Raw genomic sequence first — 25,440 nt, 5'->3', positions numbered from 1 at the left:
ATCCCTCTAATCCTATCAAATTTAGCTAATTAATTGGAACTTCCAGACAGTTTTAGTATTAAAACTTTGTTATTTTTTATTGAAATCCGGATCGTGCTAAAAGTTTACAACAGTCTATTTTATTCTATTTAAAAACAAATCGGCCGCCCATAAGGGCGGCCGATTCAATATTATTATTCGATCTGACTTAGACAACCACTTCAATCTGGTTTCTCAACAAATCTTCAAACTCGTCTCTTTTACGGATCAGGTGAGCCTTTCCATCAAGGAATAAAACTTCTGCCGGCTTTAATCTTGAATTGAAGTTTGAACTCATTTCAAAACCGTAAGCTCCAGCATTATGAAACGCAAGAATATCTCCTTCTCTTACTTCATTTAGTTTTCTGTCCCAAGCAAATGTATCTGTTTCGCAGATATTTCCCACTACAGTATAAATTCTTTCAGCTCCTTTTGGATTAGATAAATTCTCAATCATATGGTAAGAATCATAAAACATAGGACGAATCAAATGATTAAATCCTGAGTTTACTCCAACGAAAACGGTAGCTGTAGTTTGCTTGATCACATTAGCTTTCACTAATAAATATCCACTTTTTCCAACCAGGAATTTCCCTGGCTCGAACCAAAGTTCGAATTTCTTTCCTGTAGTTTTTGAAAACTCAGAAATTACTTTTTCTACTTTTTTACCTAATGTTCTAACATCTGTTTCTTCTTCACTGTCCTGATAAGGAATTTTGAAACCACTTCCCATATCAAGATATTTCAGGTTAGGAAAATGCTCAGAAAGCTCCAGCATAATCTCCAAAGCCTGTAGAAATACGTCTGGATCTTTGATTTCACTTCCCGTATGCATATGAAGTCCTTCAACATTCAGGTTTGTACTTTTCATTACTCTTTCAATGTGACGAACCTGATGAATAGAAATACCGAATTTACTGTCGATATGCCCTGTTGAGATTTTATAGTTACCTCCGGCAAAAATATGGGGATTGATTCTTACTAAGATTGGATAAGTATTTCCGTATTTATTCCCGAATTGCTCAAGAATAGAAATGTTATCAATGTTTATATGAACTCCGAAAGTCATTGCTTCCTCTATTTCAGCTAAGTCAACACAATTTGGAGTAAATAATATTTTTTCTTTCGAAAATCCTGCCTTTAATCCAAGCTTAACTTCATTAATAGATACACAATCCAAAGAAGCACCCAAGTTCTTGACATACTTAAGGATATTGATGTTTGTCAACGCCTTCGCTGCATAGAAAAACTTTGTGTGTTTTAAAAAAGAAGATGTAAGCTTTTCGTATTGAACTTTGATGGATTCAGCATCATATACATACACCGGTGTGCCAAACTCATTGGCAATCTTTAGTAATTCTTTTGAATTCATAATTTCATTTTAACATAAAAAAAGGCAGATCCTTCGAAAAAAGAGCCTGCCACATTAATTATTTTTATGCAAGACAAGTCTTTTAAATATTCCAAACCTTAGAGAACTTTACAGCTCCCTTTTTTCCAGTTTTAATTTGTTTAAAATTTTGCATTGCTTGATTTTTATTTTTGCAAAAATACTATTTATTTTTTATTTTAAGAAAAATGATTTGAAAACCACCTTCTTAATAAAACTTGTAAAGTTTAAATTTCGCTATTATTTTGGTAACGGCAGGGTCTCAAAATCTCCACGAAGAAGTGCTAATTGCAATTCATTGTTCAAATCAACAGAAGATAAAGGGAGATCAATTTTCAGCTTAGCCAGTTTACTTAGTGTCTGAATCTGTGTAAATAAATCATAAAAACCAAAGGACATCACCTTTCCGTTTTCAATAATTAAAAATAATTTTTCTCCTAATTTCCTTCCTGTACCCAGCCAGAGTTCATTTCTTTTTCTAAACTCTATTTTTTGCTTTAATACAGCTACATCATTATATTCTTCTATGGCACCAATAAACTGAACCGCTTTTGTTCCCTGAGTAAATGATCTGAATTTGAGAATAGGCTTTTCCGTTTTATTGAGTATATTTTTTTCAACAACATATTTATTGTTTCTGAAATACAGCCCAAAAGGTAAAACTTCTTTTTTCTTAATATTCTTGGAGTTAAGGATAAGTTTTGCAATAATATCCGTTCCGGTAAGCTCAAAATTGATCTGTTCTACATTTTTCTGGATCTGTTCCCATTTTTTTGATTTGGAATTGAAAACCTTTTTTGAAAACTTATTGATATCTTGCGCATAATCAGAAAAGATAATTCTTCCTGCCTCGTCTTGAAAATAGACAAAACCCTTATCATTAGGGAGATCTTGTGTCAGTTCTTTAACCTTATTAATGTATGTTTTGGCATTGGTTTCATCATGTTGTTTCTGAATAATTTCGTTTTCAGTATCCTTTGATATCAAAAGCTTGAATAGCTCCAAGGTCGCTCTGGCATCTCCATCAGCACGGTGATGGTTGGTCAATGGAATTCCTAGTGATTTTACGAGCTTGCCCAATGAGTAGCTTACTTCATCTGGTATCAGCTTTTTCGCTAACGGGATGGTATCTAAGGTATTGATTTTAAAGTCATAACCCAATCGATTGAACGACTGACGAAGCATCCTGTAATCAAAATCGATATTATGCCCTACAAGCGTTGTATTTTCTGTGATTTCAATCACTCTTTTTGCTATTTCGTGAAACTTTGGAGCCGTTTTTACCATTTTAGGGGTAATATTGGTTAGTTTCTGTACAAAGGGAGTAATATCACCCTCAGGATTGACAAGGGATATAAACTGGTCAGTAATTTTCTGACCATCGTATCTGTAGATGGCAATATCTATAATGCATTCATGTCTATAACCTGCACCATTACTTTCTATATCTATAATTGAATACATTGTTTTTCCCTTTAACTGCTATTTCTAATTTATTTAAATCCTAATTTCTTTACCCTGATAATACTTTCCTCATGGGTGAAGATAACCTGCTAAAATAACAAAAAATATATCAAATTATAGCAGGTCATCATAGATTATACATCAGAATTATCTTCTTCTACCTCCCAAGCCAAACATTCCCAGAATTGCTTTTGCGCCTTCACGCATTAGGGTATTTGTAAAAGTTCTTCCTGCTGAGCTCTGTAGCACCTGTTCAAACATTCCAGGTTCTTCTTTTACCGGTCTTGTTCTTTGAGTAGATGTTGGGTTTTGAGCAGCTTGTTCCATTCTGTTAGTTAAGATTTCATAGGCCGATTCTCGATCTATTGGCTCTTCATATTTTGCTACTAATGCCGATTGTGCAGTCAGTTCTGAAATCTCAGCCTCACTAAGAACGTCCATTCTGGATTCTGGTGAGATAAGATAAGTATGAACTAATGGTGTTGGAATCCCCTTTTCATCCAAAGCGGTTACAAAAGCTTCTCCAATTCCCAGATTCTGAATAAGGCTGGAAGCATTATAATATTCTGTAATAGGATAGTTTTCTACTGCCTTGGAAATCTCTTTTTTATCTTTTGCGGTAAAACCTCTAAGAGCATGCTGAATCTTCAAACCTAATTGTGACAGCACATTTTCCGGGACATCACCTGGAATTTGTGTAATAAAATAGATTCCCACCCCTTTGGAACGGATCAGCTTTACCATCGTTTCAATCTGCGAAAGAAGAGCCTTTGATGCTTCATCAAAAAGTAGGTGAGCTTCATCTATAAACAACACTAGCTTTGGCTTTCCACTATCACCCTCTTCAGGAAAAGTCATATAAATTTCCGCAAAAAGTGAAAGCATAAATGTGGAAAACAGTTGTGGCTTATTCTGAATGTCTGCTACCCTTAAGATATTCACTACTCCTTTTCCGTCTCTTGTTTCCAGCAGGTCGTTAACATCAAAGCTTAATTCTCCGAAGAAATCTGCTGCTCCTTGCTGCTCCAGCGCAACAATAGATCTTAAGATTGCACCTAAAGAAGCCGGTGCTATTGAACCGTAATTGGCTGCAAGCTCAGCTTTTCCCTGAGCATTGTCTGTCACGTATTGCAATACTTTTTTCAGGTCATTAAGATCAATCAATGGCAACCCTTTATCATCACAGTATTTGAAGACAATAGACATGATACTTTGCTGAGTATCATTAAGTTCAAGAATCTTACTCAATAATACCGGCCCGAATTCTGTTACCGTTGCTCTCAGCTTTATTCCTTTGCCTCCTGAAATACTCATCAATTCTACAGGAAACCCCTGTGGAGTATATGGAAGCTGGGTTTTTGCATATCTCTCCTCAATAATAGAATTCATCTGGCCTGCTTCTGCAATTCCCGAGAAATCTCCTTTGATATCCAATACAAGAGAAGGGATTCCTGCATGAGAAAGCTGTTCTGCAAAAACTTGTAATGTTTTGGTTTTACCGGTTCCGGTTGCTCCGGCAATAAGACCGTGGCGGTTGATTGTTTTCAAAGGAATGGTTACGTTCACTTCAGAAACGACTTCCCCGTCCAGCATTCCTTTTCCTAATATAATATGCTCTCCCTTGGGAGTGTATTTAGTATTTAATTCTTCAATAAATTGTGCTTTATCTGCCATTTGATCTCTTTTTTAAACTTATAAATATAAAAGTTTTTATAAAATATTTAATGATATTTCCCACCAAACTTCTATAAACAGCCTTGGGAAACAGTTTTGCTCCTATTTAAGCAAATTTCAAACCATGACAGGGAAAAACCAGAAATTATATGGATTACAAAATTGTCCCGTAAATGAAACATGATAAAAAACAGCATTTATGCATTAGCATTATGTAAGGCATTCTTTTTGCTGAAAAAAACAAGCAACATTAAACAATCGTTTAACATAGTATTGAAAGAAACTATCAATGGGATTTAACATTTCATTTAGAATTTATCTAATACTTTGTATCTTTAACTATTAAAAAAATACCCAATGAAAATTGAACAAATATATACGGGCTGTCTGGCTCAGGGTGCCTATTATATTGTATCAGAAAATGAAGCTATCATTATCGATCCGCTAAGAGAGGTAAAACCCTACCTGGATCGTCTGGAAAAAGACAATGTCACTTTAAAATATATTTTTGAAACCCATTTCCACGCAGATTTTGTTTCCGGACATTTGGATCTGAGTAAGAAAACGGGCGCTCCTATTGTATACGGACCCACTGCGGCGCCTGAATTTGAAGCCATTATTGCAGAAGATAATCAGATTTTTGAGATTGGAAAAGTAAAAATCAAAGTATTGCACACCCCTGGTCACACCATGGAAAGCAGCACGTACTTATTAATTGACGAAAATGGTACCGAAACAGCCATTTTCACAGGGGACACCTTATTTTTAGGGGATGTAGGAAGACCTGATCTTGCTCAAAAGGCTACAAACCTTACTCAGGAAGATCTTGCAGGTATTCTCTATGACAGTCTTCAGAACAAAATTATGCCACTGGATGACAGTATTACTGTTTATCCTGCCCATGGCGCAGGTTCTGCATGTGGAAAAAATATGCAAAAAGAAACGGTAGACATTTTAGGAAATCAAAAAAGAACAAATTACGCACTTAATCAGCCTGACAAAGAATCTTTCATTAAGGAAGTACTTGACGGATTAACGGCTCCTCCTAAATACTTCGGAATGAATGTAGCCATGAACAAAAATGGTTATGAAAGTCTGGATGTAGTTATGGACAAAGGACTGCAACCTGTTTCTCCTGAAGATTTTGAAGCATTGGCAGAAGAATCCGGCGCTTTAATTCTGGATACAAGAGGTGCTGCAGAATTCCATAAAGGTTTTGTTCCTAATGCCATCAATATTGGATTAAAAGGTGATTTTGCTCCTTGGGTAGGAACTCTGATCGTAGATGTAAAGCATCCTTTATTACTGATAACAGATGAAGGTACTGAAGAAGAAGTGATTATCAGATTAAGCAGAGTCGGCTTCGATAATGTAGTAGGATATCTGAATGGTGGTTTTGAAGCATGGAAAAATGCCGGTAAGGAAATAGATGAAGTAAAAAGAATCTCTCCTGCTGAATTTGCTGAACAGTTTACAGCAGATTCAACAGTAATTGATGTAAGAAAATTAACAGAATATTCTGCAGAACATATTGATAACGCCTACAACAGACCTTTGGACTCCATAAGCGACTGGGCTCGTAATCTTGACAGCTCCGAACATTTCTTTCTTCACTGTGCGGGAGGGTATAGAAGTATGATTGCAGCAAGTATACTTAATTCACACGGAATCAGAAACTTTACTGAAATCGAGGGAGGTTTTAATGGGATCAAAAAAACAGAAAAACTTCCAACTACGGATTTTATATGCCAATCCAAAACGTCTTAGGCTCATGAAGATTAAATTTTTTGGATTTATCCTGGCATCTGCTTTTATGTTAAGTGCCTGTAAAACAACTCACACAACAGAAATTCCTAAAGCTAACATCAAGGAAGTAGTAACCAGTTCGGATGTAACATTGGTAGACGTAAGGATTCCAGAACAGTACGCTGCGGGAACGGCGAAGAATGCCATTAATATTCCTTTGGCTGAAATTCAGAACAACATTGAAACTCTTAAAGGTAAAAAAGTTGTTGTTTTCTGTAATAAAGGAGTACAAGCAGATCAAGCAATGGAAATTTTAAAGAAAAATGGTGTGGAGGCCTATGATGGAACGAGTTGGAAGAATGTAAAAGGTATCCAGGACCAAGCTGATAAAAAATAAATTAATAACCCAAGATTATGTCACAAAAATTTCAGGAAATCATTAATTCCGATAGACCTGTACTTATTGATTTTTTTGCTACATGGTGCCAACCTTGTAAGGTTCAGTCATCAGTTTTAAATACTGTAAAGGAAAATATTGGTGAAGGAGCCAGAATTATAAAGGTAGATGTAGATCAATACCCTGCTCTGGCAGCACAATATGGTGTTCGAGGAGTTCCTACTTTGGCGATCTTTAAAGAGGGAGAGCTTCTTTGGAAAGAAAGCGGAGTACATGATGTCAACACATTGACTCAGCTTCTACAGCAATATACTTAAGATAAAATTAAGGCTGAGTTTTGGTAAAACTCAGCCTTATTTTTTGTCTATTTTTATCAATGGATTGAGAAACCATCCCGATCATTTAAAAACTGGAAGTGCTTTCTAAAATCTTTCAGTTCATTCATATCTAGTTCTGCTGATACAATATTTCCATCTTTATGTGAGATTTCTCTTCCATCAGCAAAAAAGCAATGAGAGCTTTCCTGATACAACAGGTTATTCCCATCCGTTCCTATTCTGTTTAAGCCAAATACAAAAGACAGGTTTTCAATAGCCCTTGCTTTTAAAAGATGTTCCCATGCTCCTACTCTTTTTTCAGGCCAGTTTGCAATATATAAAACGGCATCATAATCGTCATTATTCCTTGCAAATACCGGAAAACGGAGATCATAGCAAACCTGAAGTAAAAACCTTACTTCTTTATACTCAATGATTATCCGATCTTTACCGGGAGTATATACTTTATCTTCACCAGAAAAGGAAAATAAATGTCTTTTATCATAGAAAGAAACTTCACCGTCCGGCTTTACAAAGTACATCCTATTATAGAAATTACCATTTTCCTCCACAGGAGCACTTCCACAGAATGCAGCATTTTTCTCTTTTGAGATTCTTTTTAAAAACTCAAGGGATTCTTCATTCCTATCGGACACCTCTGCAGCATCCATACAGAACCCAGTTGAGAACATTTCAGGAAGAAGATAAAGATCAGCTTCAAGGTATTGAAGTTCTTTCTCTATTATTTTAAAATTTTCAGCTTTATTTTTCCAGACAATATCCAAATTGAGCCCTACAATCTTCATTTTTTTATTTTTAAATTATTTCAATATCTGCTTTATAAAAATACGGCTTTTATATTTACTAAGGAAAGAGGAATCGTATTTCTTAATATTTATTAAAGTCTGCTATTTTTGTAGTATTCAATATCTTTCGGTTTCATTTTTGATGCAGCTACTTTTTATTAATATCATTAAACATTAAAAAATTTATGAAGAAATTGGTTTTTATGATGATGATATTCTTTTTCGGCGCCACCGCTAATGCTCAAGCATGGACAGGAAAAGGAGATCAAAAGGTTCAGCTGGGTTTAAGTGCCTGGGGATATGGAACTGGTATAACAGGAACCTATGACTACGGCCTTAATAAGCTCATATCAGTAGGAGCCGGTCTTAACGGTTATTTTAGCAATTATAAGAACAATGATAAGGACAATCGTGTGTTTGTTTTTGGGAGGCTAAACTTTCACCTACAAGAAGCCCTAAGTTTACCTGCTAAATTAGACATCTACCCTGGTGTTGACGTAGGGGTAGTTGGAAAAGACTTTGGAATAGGTGCCCATATTGGCGCACGTTACTTCTTTACTGAAAGAATTGGGGTATTTGCAGAGGTGGGTAACAATGGAAGTCTCGGCGTTTCATTCAATTTATAATCAAATAGTCTTTAAATATGACAAAGCTTCTCGTTTCGGGGGGCTTTTTTATTTGGCATAGTTTTGATAATTGTTACCTTTGCAAATTAAAATCTAAAATTTATTAATGGAAATAGCAATCAAACTCTTTCAGTTCATTCTGAGTATCTCTATACTTGTAGTTCTTCATGAGCTTGGGCACTTCTTACCGGCCATATGGTTTAAAACAAGAGCCGAAAAATTCTTTCTTTTCTTTGATCCTTATTTTTCAATTTTCTCAATGAAGAAAATCAACGGAAAATGGAAGTATAAATTCTTCTCTCAAAACCTACCGGATACTGAAGTAACAGAGGTCAACGGAAAGAAGGAAGAAGTTCCTATCGATATATCTAAACTTCCAGATACTGACTGGAGAAAGTATCCTGAACAAACTAAATACGGAATTGGATGGCTTCCTTTCGGAGGTTATGTAAAAATTGCCGGAATGGTGGATGAAAGTATGGATATTGCTCAAATGAAAAAACCGGCTGAATCATGGGAATTCAGATCTAAACCGGCTTGGCAAAGACTAATCATCATGCTAGGTGGTGTTACGGTAAACTTTTTCCTTGCGTGGTTAATCTTCTCCGCATTAGTTGGAAAGAATGGAGAAACCATCTTTGAAGCAGACAAAATTACAACTCCACTTCATTACACAGAAGCTGCTAAGAAAATGGGCTTCCAGGATGGAGACAAAATATTAAAAGTTGACGGAAAAGTTCAAAAAGACTTCAAGAAGCTTGCACTAGATGTTTTATTAAGTGACGAAATTACCGTTTCAAGAAACGGAAAAGAAGTTACTTTCCCTACCAATGATGATGGAAAGGTAATGGCATTTCATGATCCTGAACCAAGATCATTCTTAACACCAAGAATGACTCCAATTGTTGATACTATTGTTACAAAATCAACTATTGATGCTGGATTAAAGGTTGGTGATAAAATACTTGCTATCAACGGAACTCCCATTAGCTATTATGACGAACTTAAGCCTTTGGTAGTTCCTAATGCTGGAAAAGTAGTTGATTTCAAGGTATCAAGAAACAATCAGGTTGAAGATCTAAAAATTCCTGTTTCCAAAGAGGGAACTATTGGGATTCTTTCTTTTAAGGAAATTCAAAAATACATGGTTCATAGCGACTATGGTTTCTTTAGCTCCATTAAAAGAGGGTTTACCCTTACTATCGAGAGTTTAACTTACCAGATTAAGCAGTTTAAATTAATTTTCAATAAGAAAGTTCAGGGATACAAAAAAGTAGGGGGACCTATTGCCATTGTAAAGAATATGCCTGTAAATAAAGATGCAGCAGGCCATGTTTCAATTGACTGGACGGCATTCTGGGGCTTTACAGCAATGTTCTCTGTATGGTTGGCATTCCTAAACCTTATACCGATTCCGGGACTTGATGGTGGACACGTTATATTTACGCTGTATGAGATGATTGTAGGAAAGCCTGTACCTCAAAAAGTATTGGAAAATGCCCAAATGGTTGGTGTACTTTTCCTATTAGGTTTAATGTTACTAATCTTCGGAAGCGATATATTTAAGTGGCTTTCAGGAACTTTATAATTTTTTTGAAAATTTTTCTTAAAAATATTTGTAGGGTATAAATATTCGTCCTATATTTGCACCACTTAAAACAAAGGACATTCCTCCTTAGCTCAGTTGGTTAGAGCATCTGACTGTTAATCAGAGGGTCGCTGGTTCGAGCCCAGCAGGAGGAGCCAAAAAAGACTTACAGAAATGTAGGTCTTTTTTTATGCACATACCTTACAGCCTCACATTTTTGCATTAAATGGTAAACAGATCATTTATTTGTTCTTGACCTAAACAGAAGCAATCACCCCTATTATAGCGATAATAGCATCAAATCTTCAAGGCACAAAATAAAATCCAAGCAAAATGGAAATTCGCAGTTTTGAATCAAGATTGAAAGCTCAATGAGGCAATATTATTTCGTTTGATGATACAAACAGAATTGTCTCATATTTTTCAACAAATCAAACTACTCTGTTTTGTGTAGATAGAAAGCCTTTATTTTAAAGGGAACAAATCGTTAAAATAAGCTTGTCAAAGGAGAAAAAGGTGATTTTTCGAGCCTATCATTTAACCATTGTGAAATTTTATGTAATTTTAATTTATTGAAAAATAAATCGATAGCACTTTTCGTGAAATATTAAGAGACAAAAACTTGCTTGGTACGGATATTCATATTATATTTGCACCACTTAAAACAAAGGACATTCCTCCTTAGCTCAGTTGGTTAGAGCATCTGACTGTTAATCAGAGGGTCGCTGGTTCGAGCCCAGCAGGAGGAGCAAAAAGACTTACAGAAATGTAGGTCTTTTTTATTTTCAAGCGTTAATACATTCATGGCTTCCGCTGAAATATTACCCACGACAAAAATGATTAATTCTATCTGAACTCTGCGCATTTGAAATAATACATTTTTTGATAAAGATCCTTACAAATTCTTTATTTCATTTTATCAGAAAAACATCATTATCTGAGCAAAATATCTCGTAAATACAATCACTTTTCACATCTTTATTAAACCCCTGATTCTTTAGAATTTAGGTCTAAAGATTTACCCTAAATTTTTTAGCATATCATAGTACTATTTTCGTTAAATTTGTCGTTTTACATATAACAGTAAAAATATTTTACTTTTTTATATATTTTTTAAAAAACTGCATACTTTTTGTTTGTGCTAATTGCCTGAAGAAACGAATGATGTTAAACAATAACTCCAAAAAACACTATTTTTTATTTTTTTTCTTGACTTTTACCAGTTTCGTATGCGCCCAAAACAAGGCCAGCGGTAAAATAGTTGATGAAAAAAGCAATAAAGAACTCAGCAAAGTTGATATCTTCATCAACGATAACAAAACGCCTACCCTTACGACAACCTCTGGAAGTTTTACTGTTCAGTCTGACAGTCTTATTCATAAATTAAAATTTTCCAGAAAAAACTATACTCCGGAAACTCTAGAAATTACCCCTGAAAATGCAGAAAATGTTTTCATTCAGCTTTCTCAGGCTAAAGTAAGCAGTATTCAGGAGGTGGTTATTCAGGCGGGGAAAACCAAATACAAAAACAAAAAGGAAAATCCGGCATATGCCATCATGCAAAAAGTATGGGCACAAAAAAGGAATAACGGATTAGAAAAATTTGATACCTATTCTTACAAAGAATATGAAAAGATTGAATATGACCTCAACAACATAGATAGTGCATTTATGAAGAAAAAGATCTTTAATAAGCTCGACTTCATATTCACCTATGCAGATTCTACAGCAAGCGGGAGACTTGGGCTTCCGATATTCCTAAATGAAGCGGTTTATGAAAACTATGGAAAAAATAAACCAAGCACAGATAGCAAAAGAACGTTGGTCGCTCAAAAAACCTCAGGTTTTCAAGACAATCAGGTGATTACTGTTTCTGCCAAGAACCTGTATCGAGATATCAATATTTATGATAATACCCTAAATTACTTTGATATAGGATTTCAAAGTCCTGCCGGAACAGATGGGTTTGGAACTTACGATTATAGTTTAGTTGACACCATTTCTATTCGAGGAGAAAAAGCCTTTCAAATAAGGTATCAACCTAAAAGAAAAGATGTACTGGCATTCCAGGGAAATCTTTATATAGATACAGACACTTATGCTGTTATAGGAGCTACTTTAAAGTCAACACAAAAAATCAATGTTAACTTTATCAACAGTGTTTATACTCAATTGGAATATGATAATCCTGATGAGACCACATTCCTGCCTAAAAAGCTTGTTACTGAGTTTGAAATGAGTCCTTTTTCGAAAAAGAAAGGATCTAAAAGCATTATAGCCAAAAGATCTGTTGATTATTCTAATTATGAATTCAACAAGCCTCTGGACCCAACTGTATTTAAACGAAAAGAAGAAGAGTACGAAGATAAATTTACCGATAAAGATGATGCTTATTGGACTAAGGCAAGACCCGATACCTTATCAAAATCAGAACAAGGAGTTTATCAAATGCTGGATCAGCTACAACAGACTCCAAAATTCAACAGAATGGTAAAACTGTTTGAAACCCTTGGCTCTCGTTACTATAATGCATTTAAAGGTATAGATATAGGCCCTATTTTCTCAATATATGGAAGAAATGATGTAGAGGGAGACAGAATAAGATTAGGGGCAAGGACCTATTTTGGTTTGAATGACCCTTGGAGAGTTCAGTTTTATACCGCTTATGGATTTAAGGATCACCAGGTAAAATATGGGGTTGAAGCAAGATATATGTTCAATAGGCTCAACAGATTTATGATTGGTGCCGGAACGAGTAGAGATATTGTTCAGCTTGGAGGACAACTGACCTCAGGTGACGGGGTTGCATCCCGTTCTCTATCTTCAAGTACCTTTTTTGCAAGAGGCGAAAACATTTCTTTAAGTTCTGTAAATCAAACCAGTGTTTTTGCTGCTATTGAACCTTGGAAGAATATCCAAATAAGAGTAGATGGAGTAATGCAGAGCATTAAATCTGCTATTCCTGAGAAATTCAACCTTATGTATTATCAGGATGGTCAATTGAGAAAAACAGTGAATGACTCCCATGTCACCATAAGCATAATCGCTAAACCAGGGGCAAAATTCTCTCAAACCGGTATAGACAGATACCAAGCACGAAATTTGGCACCTACGATTGTTTTAAGATATACAAGAGGTATTGAGGGGCTTTTCAATGCAGACTTTAACTATAACAAACTTCAGTTTATGTTTTCTAAGCCGTTCTTAATTGGAACCATTGGAAAAACGGTGGTCAACTTTGAAGCAGGAAAGAACTTTAATACAGTTCCTCTGGCATTACAAAATATCATTCCTGCAAACCTTTCATATGGCTTAGTTCCAAATTCATTCTCTCAGCTTAACTATTATGAGTTTGTTACAGATGCCTATACTACGCTTAATCTAGAGCACCATTTTAATGGTAAGATACTTTCCTACATTCCTTTGATAAAAAAATTAAAGTTTAGAGAAGTAGCTTTTATCAGAGCAGCATATGGAACTTTAAGTGATGCTTCAAAGGCCATTAATGTAGAAGGATTTAAATATTCTGCTCCTAATGAACATATCTACTATGAGTATGGATTCGGAATCGAAAATATCGGTATTGGTAACCTTAGATTATTTAGGGTAGATTTCAACTGGAGAGGTAATTACCTTGACAGACCTGATGTTTCAAAGTTTGGTGTTAAAGCTGGAATCCAGGTAGGATTCTAAATAGATATAAAATAAAACATGATAATGGGCGGCTTCTTCGAAGCCGCCCATTTTATTTTCAAATCTTATCCAATATATATTTTAATAATAGAACTTTCGAATATTATATTAATAGTTGGAAAATATTACAAATCTTAACAATTACAAGGCATAGGATCAATAACAGCATTTAAGCAGTGTTGTTGCTGCCATGCGGTTAATCCACACCATTCTATACATGTTGTTGCCAGAAAGTCAGGACATCTATAATCATTTCCTGCTTTGATTGATTTCAACTGTTCTTTGGTAATTTTTCTAATATTTTTCATCTGATTAGACCTTCATCTGATTAATCATTAAATACACTCGCAAGGCTCTTCATAAACATTTGATGGGCAATGCATTTTTTGCCAGGCAGTCCATCTACACCAAGATACACAAGAATTTGCTACTGGTGGGCATGTTCCTGCTCCTCCATTAATTGCTTTCAAATTTTTCTTTGTTAGTTTTTTTAGATTTTTCATAGATATTTTGTTTTAATTTATTGCCTACTCTTTATGCTTTTCGGCTTACGCAAGTGATTTATTATTTGATGGTTAACAAATATATAAATTTTTCACTGATGAATGAAAATTATGAAAAAATATCCTGCCAATCTATTGAAAACAAAAAGCCTCGGTAAATACCGAGGCTTTAATCTTTATAAAACGCTTAAAATTATGCGTTTGGTTCTACAGATACGAAAGATCTGTTGTTTGCTTTCTTTCTGAAAACTACTTTACCATCTACTAATGCAAACAAAGTGTGGTCTTTACCGATACCAACATTATCACCTGGGTGGTGTTGAGTACCTCTTTGTCTAACAATAATATTTCCGGCAATAGCTGCTTGTCCTCCGAAAATCTTCACACCTAATCTTTTAGAGTGAGACTCTCTACCGTTCTTGGAACTACCGACTCCTTTCTTGTGTGCCATTTTATTACTGGATTATTTATTAAGTGCTTTAAATTGATCAATATTCTTAATGATAGCAGCATCTACTTCTTCATGAGTAAGAATATTCTTTTCTAATTCAACTTTAACTGCTTTACCTAAAGTAATCAAAGTTTCTCTGTTCTCTTTAGACTGAGACAAGTTGTTTTTCTTTAAGTGGTAGTTCAGCTCGTGATCTTCACCAAAGTTAACAGTTGCGTGGTCAGAAAGAACTTCTGCTTTCACAGTTTCTTTTTTAGCAGCTTTTTTAGCTCCACCTTCAAAACCAGTAATACCAGTGATTACGATTTGAGTTAAAGATTGTCTGTGACCGTTTTTCACTTTGTAACCTTTTCTTCTTTTCTTTTTGAAAACGATTACTTTATCAGCTTTTACGTGGTCTAGGATCTCTGCTTCCACAGTGATACCGCTTACAGCTGGGGCGCCTACAGTGATTGCTCCGTTTACAGTAAGAAGAACTTTATCGAAAGAAACTTTTCCTCCTTTATCTCCTTTTAAACGGTTTACAAACAACTTCTGGTCTTGCTCAACTTTGTATTGAAGCCCTGCTATTTCTACAATTGCAAACATTGTTTATAAAATTTTTAGTTATTTCGAGGTGCAAATATACAATTAAATTTCTAAATAGCTTACAATCAAAGCAATGTTTTTTAAATAAAAAACAAATTCACTATGTTTTGAATAATTTTTCATAATAATGTGCTCATATATAAGAGATAATTTTATAACTTCGTTTCACCAACTAAATTATTATATGAAAAGAAACTTTAATCTCTGCTTACTAGCAGGCGCCATTGCTGGATCATTTCTGACAGCATGTAGTGATGACAAAATGGAAGACACCGCTCTACCACAACAAGAAACACTTAATGCAAAGGTTGAACAACCTAGTGAACTTGAAAAAGTATGTTACTATGTAGACAACAACTGGAGTAACAATTCAGTTTTAGTGACTGGACTTCAAAACGCAACAGACACTAATTTTATGAATTCTCAAATGACTAAGATTGCAAGCTTATGGGGAAGAAGCAATCCTACACTAAGATTTGTGAATGATCCATCCAATTTCAATTCAACGTATAATGCGATTTCCTATTCTACGGGAAAGATCTATTATGGGTATGCGATCTATTATGACGCAAAGGCTAAAGGGGGAGACATTGTAAACGCAATGATCCTAGCCCATGAATATGGCCACCAGCTACAATATATATTCGGACTTCCGTCTGTAAATGAAAATACAGCAAGACCCAATGAATTGGAAGCAGATGGATTTGCAGGATATTATCTAAGAAGACCAAATGGTTACAACAAAACCAACTTCTCTGAGATCGCATCAGCCTATGAGTTTGCACAAAGCATTGGAGATTACCAAACATCAAGCCCTGGACACCACGGAACACCTGCACAAAGAAGATCTGCAGTTCGTTTAGGATTCCTATTGGGACAGTATGATCTTGATGCATCAAATTTTGACTATAACTTCTTCTATTACTATCAGGGGGTTCTTAACGGAACTTATAAAGTAGCAAAAAATACTGCCAACCCTGAAATTGATGCTTATATGAGCCAGTATATAGACGAGTTGAGAAAAATTCAGTCTGGTGAAATTTCTGCAGAAGAATTTAAACACCTTCAATAATCGAAACATTCATTTTTAGCATATTTAAGAAAGGAGGTAGACGAACATGTTCTACCTCTTTTTATTTGATTTGAAAAATAACGGAAGTTTATTTACTTTTGAGCCATATCCTATAATAATGAACAGAGATCTCTACATTGACTTCGCAAAAGGACTGGCTACCCTATCCATCATCTTTATCCATACAGCTTTTTGGTCGGGGCAATTTTATATTCCCGCAGAAGTAAGGGTATTTTCCCTTGTTTTTGATGTCGCGCTCTTCTATGCATTAAGCGGAATCACCTCTGGAGCAAATATTGAAAAAACCTTTTACAGGTTATTGAAACTACAAATCACTTATATGATCTTTGTAACGTTCCTTTTCTTTTTAGATTACTTCTTTAAGATTTTCGGACTGACTTTCTTTTCGTTGGAATGGTTGCAGAGTTTTTACTCAACCTTTGGATCAAAATACTCTGCCACTGAAATATCAATGATCCCTCAATGGCAAAACCTTGGTAACTGGTATCTTCATCAATATACCAATGCAGATACATTTCCGGTAGTCATGGGAAGTTTTTGGTACCTGAAAGTATATTTTATCCTAACTGTTTTTGGTGTATTAATCCTAAGGTTTTTTCCAAAGCACATTAACTGGTTCATTGGTCTTTGCATTGGTCTTACGCTACTATTCAATATATTCCCTGAATACTATCCGGCAGGACAGGTAGGTTATGTAGCATTTTATCTTGCTGTATTTCTAATTGGAAACAAAATGCGTGGGAAAAAAATTCCCACTAAAGCAATTCCTATTTTATATGCTCTTGTTGCCATTGCATTAACATGGATGTTTTGGTACTATGGAAATGAAATCTTTTATAAGATCAACAAAAATAAATTTCCTCCTAAAATCCCTTATATCATCTGGGCACAATTCTCATTGGTAACCTTATTCGTTTTATACAACAGATTAAAAGTCACTCAGGATAACTTCATCACCTACATCGGTAAAAATGCTATTTTCTTCTATTTTGCACAGGGAATAAGCTCTTCATTGGTTTATTTTCTGGTAGTTCCATTAAAGGAAAACATGCCTTGGTGGCTTTTGATGATGCTTGTTTATGTTATTAATATCATTCTGGCATTCATCATTTCTTCAGGATTGAAAAAAGTAGACAGTCTGGGATGGAATATTTTGGAATTCCTAAGAAGAAAGACCGCTTCTTGATATTTTACCGGTCAAATTGAAATAAAATGATCTTTATTATCGCAATTTATTTTATTTTTACAAAAAATTCAAAACATGTTTAAGTTGAAACTTCCTACCGATCCAAGGTGGGCAAATATTGCAGAAGGAAACATAGGAGAAATTTTAACGGATCATGCGTGGTGTGAACAGAAAGCCACTACAAATGCCATCAGTTTAATCAATATGCTCCCCGAACATCCGGAAATCATCACAGAACTTATTGCCATTGCGCAGGAAGAACTTGACCATTTCAGCCAGGTTCATGAGATTATCAAAAAGAGGGGATTTGTTTTCGGAAAAGCCAGAAAAGATGATTACGTCAATGAACTGGCTAAGTTTGTTGTTCAGGGAAGCAGAGAAGACCTGATTGTTGACAAACTGCTTTTCGCAGCCATGATTGAAGCAAGAAGTTGTGAAAGGTTCAAAGTTCTTACCGAAAACATTAAGGATGAAGAGCTTAAAATTTTTTATAAAGAATTAATGATCTCAGAAGCTAATCACTATACTACTTTCATTGGTTTCGCAAGACAGTTGGGCGATATTGAAAAGGTAAACAAACGTTGGGAAGAATGGCTGGAATATGAAGCCAGTATTATTAAATCCTACGGTAATAAAGAAACTATACACGGTTAAAATATAAATAGTAAAAAATAAACGTTGAAGAAACCAAGCTTTGAAAGTATTACCAATTTTTTTCTGAAAAACTTTTTTCAGGGGTTGGTTATTATTGGGCCTATTGGACTTACCATTTTTGTAATCTGGTATATTGTCAGTGCTATTGATAATCTTGTTCCTTCGCTTGCAAAACAGGTTCCCGGACTTGTTTTTGTTTCAACCATATTATTTACTGCTATTTTAGGATTTCTGGGAAATAAATTTGTGGTGGGAAGATTTTTCTTCGACACTATGGATAGTTTATTGGAAAAGACTCCCGGAGTAAAGCACATTTATACTCCTACTAAAGACGTTATGTCTTCATTTGTGGGTGACAAGAAAAAATTCAACGATCCTGTATGGGTAAAAACCAATGAAAATCCGGAGATCTGGAGAATCGGTTTTTTAACCCAAAAAGAAATGTCGGACGTTGACAAGCATAATTACGTTGCGGTATATTTACCCCACTCGTACGCAATTTCAGGGTGGGTAATTGTTACTGAAGAAAAAAACATCAAACCTGTAGTGGGAATGACAGCAGCGTCTGCAATGAAGTTTGCAGTAAGCGGTGGTGTAGCAGGATTCCATTCTGATGAAAATATATTTAAGGCTCCGGAGTAAGCTCTATCACCTTATCTATACTTTGATGAATTTGAAAATTATTTTCAAACAAATTTTCTTTACATACAATTTAAAACATAATTAACTCATGAAATTACCGTACGCAGAACCTTTCCGCATTAAAATGGTGGAAGAAATCTATCAATCTACCAGAGAAGAAAGAGAACAATGGCTTAAAGAAGCCAATTATAATCTTTTCAATTTAAAATCTTCACACGTATATATCGATCTTTTAACAGATTCAGGAACCGGAGCAATGTCTGACAAACAATGGGCAGCATTAATGACCGGAGATGAAAGCTATGCAGGATCACGTTCTTTCGAACAACTACAGAATACCGTTGAAAGAATTACCGGTTTCAAATATCTATTACCAACCCACCAAGGCAGAGCAGCTGAAAATGTTCTTTTTTCTGTATTGGTAAAGGAAGGAAATGTAGTTCCGGGTAACTCTCATTTTGACACAACAAAGGGACACATCGAATTCAGAAAGGCACATGCCATTGACTGTACAATAGATGAAGCTTTTGATATTAATGACTTACATCCATTCAAAGGAAATATTAACCTTGAAAAGCTCGAGGAAATTTATAAAAGCCACCCTAAAGAAAACATTCCTTTCTGCCTGATTACCATTACCTGTAATTCTTCAGGAGGCCAGCCTGTTTCTTTGGAGAATATGAAAGCCGTAAAAGAACTTTCTGATCAATATGGAATTCCTGTATTTTTCGACTCGGCAAGGTTTGCAGAAAATGCCTATTTCATTAAGAAAAGAGAACAGGGTCAGGAGAACAGAAGCATCAAGGAAATTTGCAAAGAAATCTTTTCCTATGGTGATGGTATGACAATGAGCTCTAAAAAAGACGGATTAGTAAATATCGGTGGATTTATCGCTCTAAACAATGAGGAAATCTTCAGAAAAGCATCCAGTTTTACGATCATTTATGAAGGGTTTATTACCTATGGCGGAATGGCAGGAAGAGATATGGCTGCATTGGCTGTAGGTCTTGATGAGGCAACCGAATTCGCTTATCTTGAAAGCAGAATCTCTCAGGTTGAATACCTTGGTCATAAATTGATAGAATATGGAATTCCTGTTCAAAAACCAATCGGAGGACATGCTGTTTTTATTGATTCATTAAATTTCCTACCAAATGTTTCCCGTGAAGAATATCCTGCACAAACCCTGGGTCTTGAAATTTACAAGGAAGCAGGAATCAGAACCGTTGAAATCGGAACATTATTAGCAGACAGGGATCCGGAAACAAGACAAAACCGTTATCCTAAGCTGGAATTGGTACGTCTTGCAATTCCTAGAAGAACATATACCAATAACCACATGGACTATATTGCTGCAGCTATAAAGAACGTATATGAGAGACGCGAAGAAATAGCTAAAGGCTATAAAATTACCTGGGAACCAGAGATTTTAAGACACTTTACTGTTCAGCTTGAAAAAGCATAATCATAAGAAGCAAAACCGGAAAAAAATTCCGGTTTTTTTTATCTTAAAACTTTATAATAAATAGGTTCTCCATCACCTCATCTTCTGAATACTCATCATTTTCAAAATCTTACTTTTAATTTTTTTTTGCATCTTATGCTTTCCATTTAACATTTCAACAATCCGCAATCAAAATAATTTATTTTTTCAAAATAGTGAATGTTTTTACTTTAATTTTGTGCCGATCTAAATGCAGATTAAAAAATAACTTAAACACTAACCTGAAAAAAACTATTATTCCGAAAATGAACAAAATTGCTGTCGTAGGCGCCGGTATTTCCGGCTTAAGCATGGCGAATTATCTCGAAAAACATAAGATAGACTACCACATCTATGAAAGAAGAAAAAAAGAGGATCTTGCAGGTCATGGTTTTCTCATTCCACAAGAGGGAATTGAATATCTAACCCAGATTATTGATTCCGATCTTCTTTTTGAACATGGAAGTTTTCTCAAAAAATACATTCAATATTCCCATACAGGAAAGATACTCACAGAGAAAGACCTCAACAATGTTTTTGCGATTTCAAGACATTCATTAATCAATCTTTTATCTCGGAATATCTCTCCAGAGAAAATAACCTATGAAAAAACAGTAATTCCCTGCGATCTACAAAAAGGAAGTTTGAAGCAGCCAGACGGAACCTATATTGAAGCTGATATTGCTATTATCTCCGATGGTTCCAGAAGCCGAATCAGAAGAAGTCTTTTTAAAGATGAAAAAATGAGGACAGTAAGAGAAAACGAGGTAGTCAATATTATTCAAGACAAAGAAATAGCAGACGGAATTGAGAATGATTTCATGAAATTCCATCATGATCAGGGTGGACTTACTTTTGGGATCCTCAAACTTTCTCATGACACCATTCTTTGGTATTCCCAATTCGATAATGAAAAATATAAGGTCAACGAATGCCCTGCTGATAACTTAAAAAAGTATATGCTTGAAATATTTGAAGAATGGCATCCATTAGTTTCTTCAATCATACAAAAATCCAGTTACGAAAACGTACATTTATGGTGTGTATATGAATTGGAGGAACTCAATCCGTTTCACACAGACAACATTGTATTCATAGGTGATGCAGCGCATCCTCTTATACCATTTACAAGTCAGGGTGTCACCTCAGCACTAAAGGATTCTTATATATTAACTAAATATTTAGTTGAGGAAGATTTTGTAACCGAAGCTTTCAAAAAATATGAAGCAGAAAGAAAACCGGAAATTGAAACCCACATCAAAAATGGCAGAGCTTTACTGAACCAGTTTTTGCTCCCGATAGATCAACATACAGACAATATTTTACCCATATCTTATAAATAAAATGTTCACCAATAACGACATCAACTTTGAAGCATTAAAAAGAAAAGCCTACAATGGAAGATGGGCTACACTTGAAGACGGGATTATTCCCCTAACCGCAGCTGATCCGGATTTCAGGACGGCTCCGGAAATAGAACAGGGAATCATCGAATATATTAAAGACGGTTATTTAAGCTACGGACCGTTTTCAGGGCTTCCGGAATTTAAAAAAAGTGTTGCAGACCATTTTAATCAGGAGAAACGCGGATCGTTCCTGCCCGAAAATGTTCTTGCCGTAAACAGCGCAGCGCAAGGAATGTTTTTAATTGCCTCCTATGTTTTGCAGTCTGGTGATGAAGCTATTATTCTTGATCCTGTAGATTTCTTGTTTAAAAAATCTGTGGAAACAGCTGGTGGTACCGTCAGGTTATGCCCTGTTGATACTACAACCGGAGAGATTGATTTTGAAAAACTAGTTTCGTTAATTACTCCAAAAACTAAACTTATCAGTATATGCAATCCCCATAATCCACTTGGCAAGGTTTACTCTAAAGAAACGTTGAAAAAGGTTTCTGAAATTGCTTCTGCTCATGATGTATGGGTAATGAGTGACGAAATCTGGAGCGATATTATTTATGACAATAAAAGTTTTCACACCTATTCATCTGTTTCTGATGAAGCAAAGAGAAAGAGCTTTACGGTTTATGGATTTTCAAAATCATTTGGAATTGCAGGGCTACGGATTGGTGCAGTTCTGTGTAATGACCAGGAAATTCTTGAGGACTTTATAGAAAAATCAAATTTCAATTCTACCATAGAAGGAGTTTCTACCCTATCACAGATTGCAGGGAGTGTGGCATTGGAAAAAGCAAAGCCTTGGTACAAAGAATTTTTGAATCACCTACAGCATAATCGTGACCTTGCCTTTAAAATATTGAGCCGCTCAGAAATCGTAACTCCTAATCTTCCTGAAGCCACTTTTGTATTATTTCCGAAGATTGAAAACGGTATGTCTAGTGAACAATTTACCCAACATGTTTTACAACAAGGAAAAGTTGCGATTGTTCCCGGATCAGAAAGATGGTTCGGAAAAGGAGCTGAGGGACATATCAGGATCTGTTTCTCTACTTCACAGGAAATTTTAGAAGAAGGCCTTAATAGAATCATTACAAGTTTTTAAAAAATTTATAATTTTCATTAAAACACGTTAATTGATTATTATTTTTCTTTCATTCATTAAAAACGATATAAAATTAAGATATCCATAACAATTAATTAATTTTAATGATGATTTAAAAATAAATATTGATAATTTTGAGTTAACCACCACACAAAATTATCAATATGAAGATAAAATACTTAAGCATCATTTTTCTCGGCGCTTCTACTCTATCCTATGCTCAACAGGTAAAAGATACCCTTGCAAAAGAATCAAAAATAGACGAAGTTGCCATTACCGGAAGCCGGAACAAAAAAAGAACAGTTATCAATACTCCCGTGCCCATTGATGTTATTGATATCAAACAGGTAAGCCAGGCGACAGGACAGGTGGAGGTAAACCAGCTTTTACAGTTTGCGGCCCCCTCTTTTAACTCTAATAAGCAGTCGGGTTCAGATGGTGCTGATGCGGTAGATCCGGCAACATTACGAGGATTAGGTCCAGACCAAACTCTCCTTTTGCTAAACGGAAAAAGATACCATCAATCTTCATTAATCAACCTTTTTGGAACTAAAGGAAGAGGAAATACAGGATATGATATGAATACCATCCCGATTGGAGCCATTAAAAGGGTGGAAGTTCTCCGTGATGGAGCCTCCGCTCAATATGGGTCTGATGCAATAGCTGGTGTAATCAACGTGATTCTTAATGATCGGGATAAAGGCTTTGAAGGAAATACTTTTTATGGAATGAATCTTTTTAAAAGTCCCGGAAATAATGATGTAGTTTCTGATCATAAAGTAGATGGGATGACCTTTGACTTCAGTGGAAATCTGGGAACAAAAATAGGATCAAAGGGAGGTTTTGGAAACTTCACTGCAGAATTTATTAATAAAGATTACGCAATAAGGAATGCTAACCCTGACATTTACAATCAACCGTCATTAGCACCCAGACAACGATTCGGAGATGCAAAAGCTCAAAATGTTTACTTTTTCGGAAACATTGAGTTACCATTATCTGATGGACTTACGTTCTACTCCCGCCAAGGATTTTCTCATAGAAACACCAAGGCCTATGCATGGACCAGAACAGCTGATGCAGACGGAAATATCCCTGAAATCTATCCCACAGGCTTCAATCCGATTGAAAACACTAGCATTACAGACTTCACATTTGATAACGGCTTAAAATTTAAAGTTGCCAACTGGGACGTTGATTTTTACAATGCATTTGGTAATAATAGATTTACCTATGATATTAATAACACCGTCAATGCCACTCTAGGAGCAAAATCTCCTACAAACTTTTACGCAGGCGGACATTCATTGCTGCAAAATACGACAGGCTTTAATGCCGTAAGACAGTTTAAGGTATTGGAAGGACTTAATATTGCCTTTGGTTCGGAATTCAGGTATGAAAAATTTGAAATCATCAAAGGAGAAGAAGCTTCTTACACCATGTATGATATCAATGGAAATCCGGTAACATCCAGTACTCCTGAAAGTTTACTTATTAAAAATCCTTTAAGTGGTGAGGTAAGACCGGGAGGCTCACAGGGGTTCCCTGGCTATTCTACAGACATCGGTAAGAGCAGAAATAATTTTGCAGCTTATGTAGATACCGAACTGGATATTACAAAAAAATGGATGATCAGTATAGCCGGAAGATTTGAGAATTATAATGATTTCGGAAGCACTATAAATGGCAAGTTTGCTACACGATATGCGATTACTCCGCAATTTGCTTTCCGTGGATCTGTTTCTACCGGTTTTAGAGCCCCTTCCCTTGCTCAGAAATATTACGCTCAGCAGTTTACCAATTTCCAAGGGGGTAAACTCGTAACCATTCAATTGGCTTCTAATGACAGTGACTTGGCAAACAGAGTAGGAATTGATCAGCTAAAGCAGGAAACATCCGTCAACGGAAGTGCCGGATTTACTTTTAATACAGGAAAATTTACAGCTACAATAGATGGTTATTATATCAGTGTAAAAAACAGGATTGTACTCACAGGAAATTTTTCAAGGGATGAGCTTCCTCTTAGTGTTCAGGATGATTATCCATACATTGACCAGGCACAGTTCTTTGCCAATGCTATTGATACCCGAACAAAGGGAATTGATGTTATCCTAAGCTATAATGAGACTTTAGGCTCTGGAAAACTGACAGCCACTTTAGCAGGAAATTACAATAATATGGAAATCACAAAAGTGAATACTTCAGAGCAGCTGGCAGGAAAAGAAGATACTTATTTAAGTCAAAGAGAAAGAGGGTTTATTCTTGCTTCTGCTCCTAAGACAAAGATCAATTTAAATCTTAATTACAAGATCAGTAAATTCAATGTCAATCTGCAGCTTGTGAGGTTTGACAAGGCTACATTGATCGGATATGATGATGCAGAACAGATTTACAACCCTAAAGTAACAACCGATATTTCTTTTGGGTATGAGTTTTCCAAGAATCTTAACTTAACACTGGGAAGCAAAAATGTATTCAACAGATATCCAACGTTGCAAACTACACAGGTAACTACCGGAAATACAGAATCAGGAGGAATTTTCGATCCTGTACAAATGGGATTTGCAGGAAGACAGGTCTTTGCCAGACTTAATTTTAAATTTTAAACAAAACAGAAGA

At 35.5% G+C, this 25,440-nt stretch carries 22 protein-coding genes and 2 tRNA genes; 16 read left to right on the top strand and 8 right to left on the bottom strand.

The window, feature by feature from the left end; all coding sequences use genetic code 11:
• Window positions 1–187: 187 nt before the first annotated feature.
• The 3 genes from lysA to C1638_RS18015 all read right to left on the bottom strand — a co-directional run bounded on the left by lysA (window position 188) and on the right by C1638_RS18015 (window position 4,546).
• Window positions 188–1,390 carry a diaminopimelate decarboxylase gene (gene lysA, locus C1638_RS18025; protein ID WP_185140445.1) on the bottom strand — a complete coding sequence of 401 codons (1,203 nt, stop codon included), beginning with the start codon at window positions 1,388–1,390 and terminating at the stop codon, window positions 188–190.
• A gap of 258 nt (window positions 1,391–1,648) precedes the next feature.
• On the bottom strand, window positions 1,649–2,872 hold the full coding sequence (locus tag C1638_RS18020; protein WP_109623330.1) for a 3'-5' exonuclease: 1,224 nt from the start codon (window positions 2,870–2,872) through the stop codon (window positions 1,649–1,651).
• Window positions 2,873–3,019: 147 nt separating this feature from the next.
• The gene (locus tag C1638_RS18015; RefSeq protein ID WP_109623328.1) at window positions 3,020–4,546 is read right to left on the bottom strand and encodes a helicase HerA-like domain-containing protein; all 1,527 of its coding nucleotides are present in this window, start codon (window positions 4,544–4,546) and stop codon (window positions 3,020–3,022) included.
• 357 nt (window positions 4,547–4,903) lie between these two features.
• Here C1638_RS18015 and C1638_RS18010 point away from each other — a divergent pair, with 357 nt between their 5' ends.
• The 3 genes from C1638_RS18010 to C1638_RS18000 are packed head-to-tail and all read left to right on the top strand — an operon-like array spanning window position 4,904 to window position 7,006.
• Window positions 4,904–6,313, top strand: coding sequence for an MBL fold metallo-hydrolase (locus tag C1638_RS18010; RefSeq protein ID WP_109623326.1), 1,410 nt, complete (start codon window positions 4,904–4,906; stop codon window positions 6,311–6,313).
• Between the two features lie 4 nt (window positions 6,314–6,317).
• Window positions 6,318–6,689 carry a rhodanese-like domain-containing protein gene (locus C1638_RS18005; protein ID WP_165826561.1) on the top strand — a complete coding sequence of 124 codons (372 nt, stop codon included), beginning with the start codon at window positions 6,318–6,320 and terminating at the stop codon, window positions 6,687–6,689.
• Between the two features lie 17 nt (window positions 6,690–6,706).
• The gene (locus C1638_RS18000; protein ID WP_076357119.1) at window positions 6,707–7,006 is read left to right on the top strand and encodes a thioredoxin family protein; all 300 of its coding nucleotides are present in this window, start codon (window positions 6,707–6,709) and stop codon (window positions 7,004–7,006) included.
• Window positions 7,007–7,062: 56 nt separating this feature from the next.
• Here the strand turns inward: C1638_RS18000 and C1638_RS17995 are convergent, their stop codons facing one another.
• Entirely contained in the window at window positions 7,063–7,812 is a 750-nt protein-coding gene (locus C1638_RS17995; protein ID WP_109623321.1) for a nitrilase-related carbon-nitrogen hydrolase, read from the bottom strand.
• A gap of 185 nt (window positions 7,813–7,997) precedes the next feature.
• On the opposite strand from C1638_RS17995, the gene C1638_RS17990 reads away from it, so the two are divergent.
• From C1638_RS17990 to C1638_RS17970, 5 genes are all read left to right on the top strand, one after another.
• On the top strand, window positions 7,998–8,438 hold the full coding sequence (locus C1638_RS17990; protein WP_106918080.1) for a DUF6646 family protein: 441 nt from the start codon (window positions 7,998–8,000) through the stop codon (window positions 8,436–8,438).
• Window positions 8,439–8,544: 106 nt separating this feature from the next.
• A complete protein-coding gene (gene rseP / locus C1638_RS17985) occupies window positions 8,545–10,026 on the top strand; it encodes an RIP metalloprotease RseP (RefSeq protein ID WP_109623319.1) in 1,482 nt (493 codons plus the stop codon).
• Window positions 10,027–10,107: 81 nt separating this feature from the next.
• Window positions 10,108–10,184: transfer RNA gene (locus tag C1638_RS17980), tRNA-Asn, on the top strand.
• A 517-nt stretch (window positions 10,185–10,701) separates the two neighbouring features.
• Window positions 10,702–10,775 (top strand) — tRNA-Asn (locus C1638_RS17975).
• A gap of 460 nt (window positions 10,776–11,235) precedes the next feature.
• On the top strand, window positions 11,236–13,719 hold the full coding sequence (locus tag C1638_RS17970) for a DUF5686 family protein (protein ID WP_228428211.1): 2,484 nt from the start codon (window positions 11,236–11,238) through the stop codon (window positions 13,717–13,719).
• A gap of 134 nt (window positions 13,720–13,853) precedes the next feature.
• Here C1638_RS17970 and C1638_RS22445 read toward each other — a convergent pair whose 3' ends face one another.
• The 4 genes from C1638_RS22445 to rplU form a co-directional block, all read right to left on the bottom strand.
• A complete protein-coding gene (locus tag C1638_RS22445) occupies window positions 13,854–14,027 on the bottom strand; it encodes a bacteriocin-like protein (protein WP_438829983.1) in 174 nt (57 codons plus the stop codon).
• Window positions 14,028–14,054: 27 nt separating this feature from the next.
• Window positions 14,055–14,222, bottom strand: coding sequence for a bacteriocin-like protein (locus C1638_RS17965; protein ID WP_109623314.1), 168 nt, complete (start codon window positions 14,220–14,222; stop codon window positions 14,055–14,057).
• 193 nt (window positions 14,223–14,415) lie between these two features.
• Window positions 14,416–14,673, bottom strand: coding sequence for a 50S ribosomal protein L27 (rpmA, locus tag C1638_RS17960; RefSeq protein WP_027372929.1), 258 nt, complete (start codon window positions 14,671–14,673; stop codon window positions 14,416–14,418).
• A gap of 12 nt (window positions 14,674–14,685) precedes the next feature.
• Window positions 14,686–15,261, bottom strand: a complete 576-nt coding sequence (gene rplU / locus C1638_RS17955) for a 50S ribosomal protein L21 (protein WP_076357125.1) — start codon at window positions 15,259–15,261, stop codon at window positions 14,686–14,688.
• A 184-nt stretch (window positions 15,262–15,445) separates the two neighbouring features.
• On the opposite strand from rplU, the gene C1638_RS17950 reads away from it, so the two are divergent.
• The 8 genes from C1638_RS17950 (at window position 15,446) to C1638_RS17915 (ending at window position 25,427) form a co-directional block, all read left to right on the top strand.
• Window positions 15,446–16,333, top strand: a complete 888-nt coding sequence (locus C1638_RS17950) for a neutral zinc metallopeptidase (protein WP_109623313.1) — start codon at window positions 15,446–15,448, stop codon at window positions 16,331–16,333.
• A gap of 118 nt (window positions 16,334–16,451) precedes the next feature.
• Window positions 16,452–17,540: an acyltransferase family protein gene (locus C1638_RS17945; RefSeq protein WP_109623522.1), complete on the top strand. Its 1,089-nt coding sequence runs from the start codon at window positions 16,452–16,454 to the stop codon at window positions 17,538–17,540.
• 75 nt (window positions 17,541–17,615) lie between these two features.
• Window positions 17,616–18,194: a MiaE family protein gene (locus C1638_RS17940; RefSeq protein ID WP_109623311.1), complete on the top strand. Its 579-nt coding sequence runs from the start codon at window positions 17,616–17,618 to the stop codon at window positions 18,192–18,194.
• A 24-nt stretch (window positions 18,195–18,218) separates the two neighbouring features.
• Window positions 18,219–18,836: a DUF502 domain-containing protein gene (locus C1638_RS17935; protein WP_106918085.1), complete on the top strand. Its 618-nt coding sequence runs from the start codon at window positions 18,219–18,221 to the stop codon at window positions 18,834–18,836.
• 88 nt (window positions 18,837–18,924) lie between these two features.
• Window positions 18,925–20,301, top strand: coding sequence for a tryptophanase TnaA (tnaA, locus tag C1638_RS17930; RefSeq protein WP_109623309.1), 1,377 nt, complete (start codon window positions 18,925–18,927; stop codon window positions 20,299–20,301).
• A gap of 284 nt (window positions 20,302–20,585) precedes the next feature.
• Window positions 20,586–21,662: an FAD-dependent monooxygenase gene (locus C1638_RS17925; protein ID WP_109623521.1), complete on the top strand. Its 1,077-nt coding sequence runs from the start codon at window positions 20,586–20,588 to the stop codon at window positions 21,660–21,662.
• Between the two features lies 1 nt (window position 21,663).
• A complete protein-coding gene (locus tag C1638_RS17920; protein WP_109623307.1) occupies window positions 21,664–22,821 on the top strand; it encodes a pyridoxal phosphate-dependent aminotransferase in 1,158 nt (385 codons plus the stop codon).
• A gap of 164 nt (window positions 22,822–22,985) precedes the next feature.
• Window positions 22,986–25,427 carry a TonB-dependent receptor plug domain-containing protein gene (locus C1638_RS17915; RefSeq protein ID WP_109623305.1) on the top strand — a complete coding sequence of 814 codons (2,442 nt, stop codon included), beginning with the start codon at window positions 22,986–22,988 and terminating at the stop codon, window positions 25,425–25,427.
• Window positions 25,428–25,440: the final 13 nt, after the last annotated feature.

This window comes from Chryseobacterium oncorhynchi (genome assembly GCF_002899895.1).
Taxonomy (GTDB): Bacteria; Bacteroidota; Bacteroidia; order Flavobacteriales; family Weeksellaceae; genus Chryseobacterium; species Chryseobacterium oncorhynchi.
The sequence above is the reverse complement of the archived record's forward strand: the minus strand, read 5'-3'. Positions and strand labels throughout refer to the sequence as shown.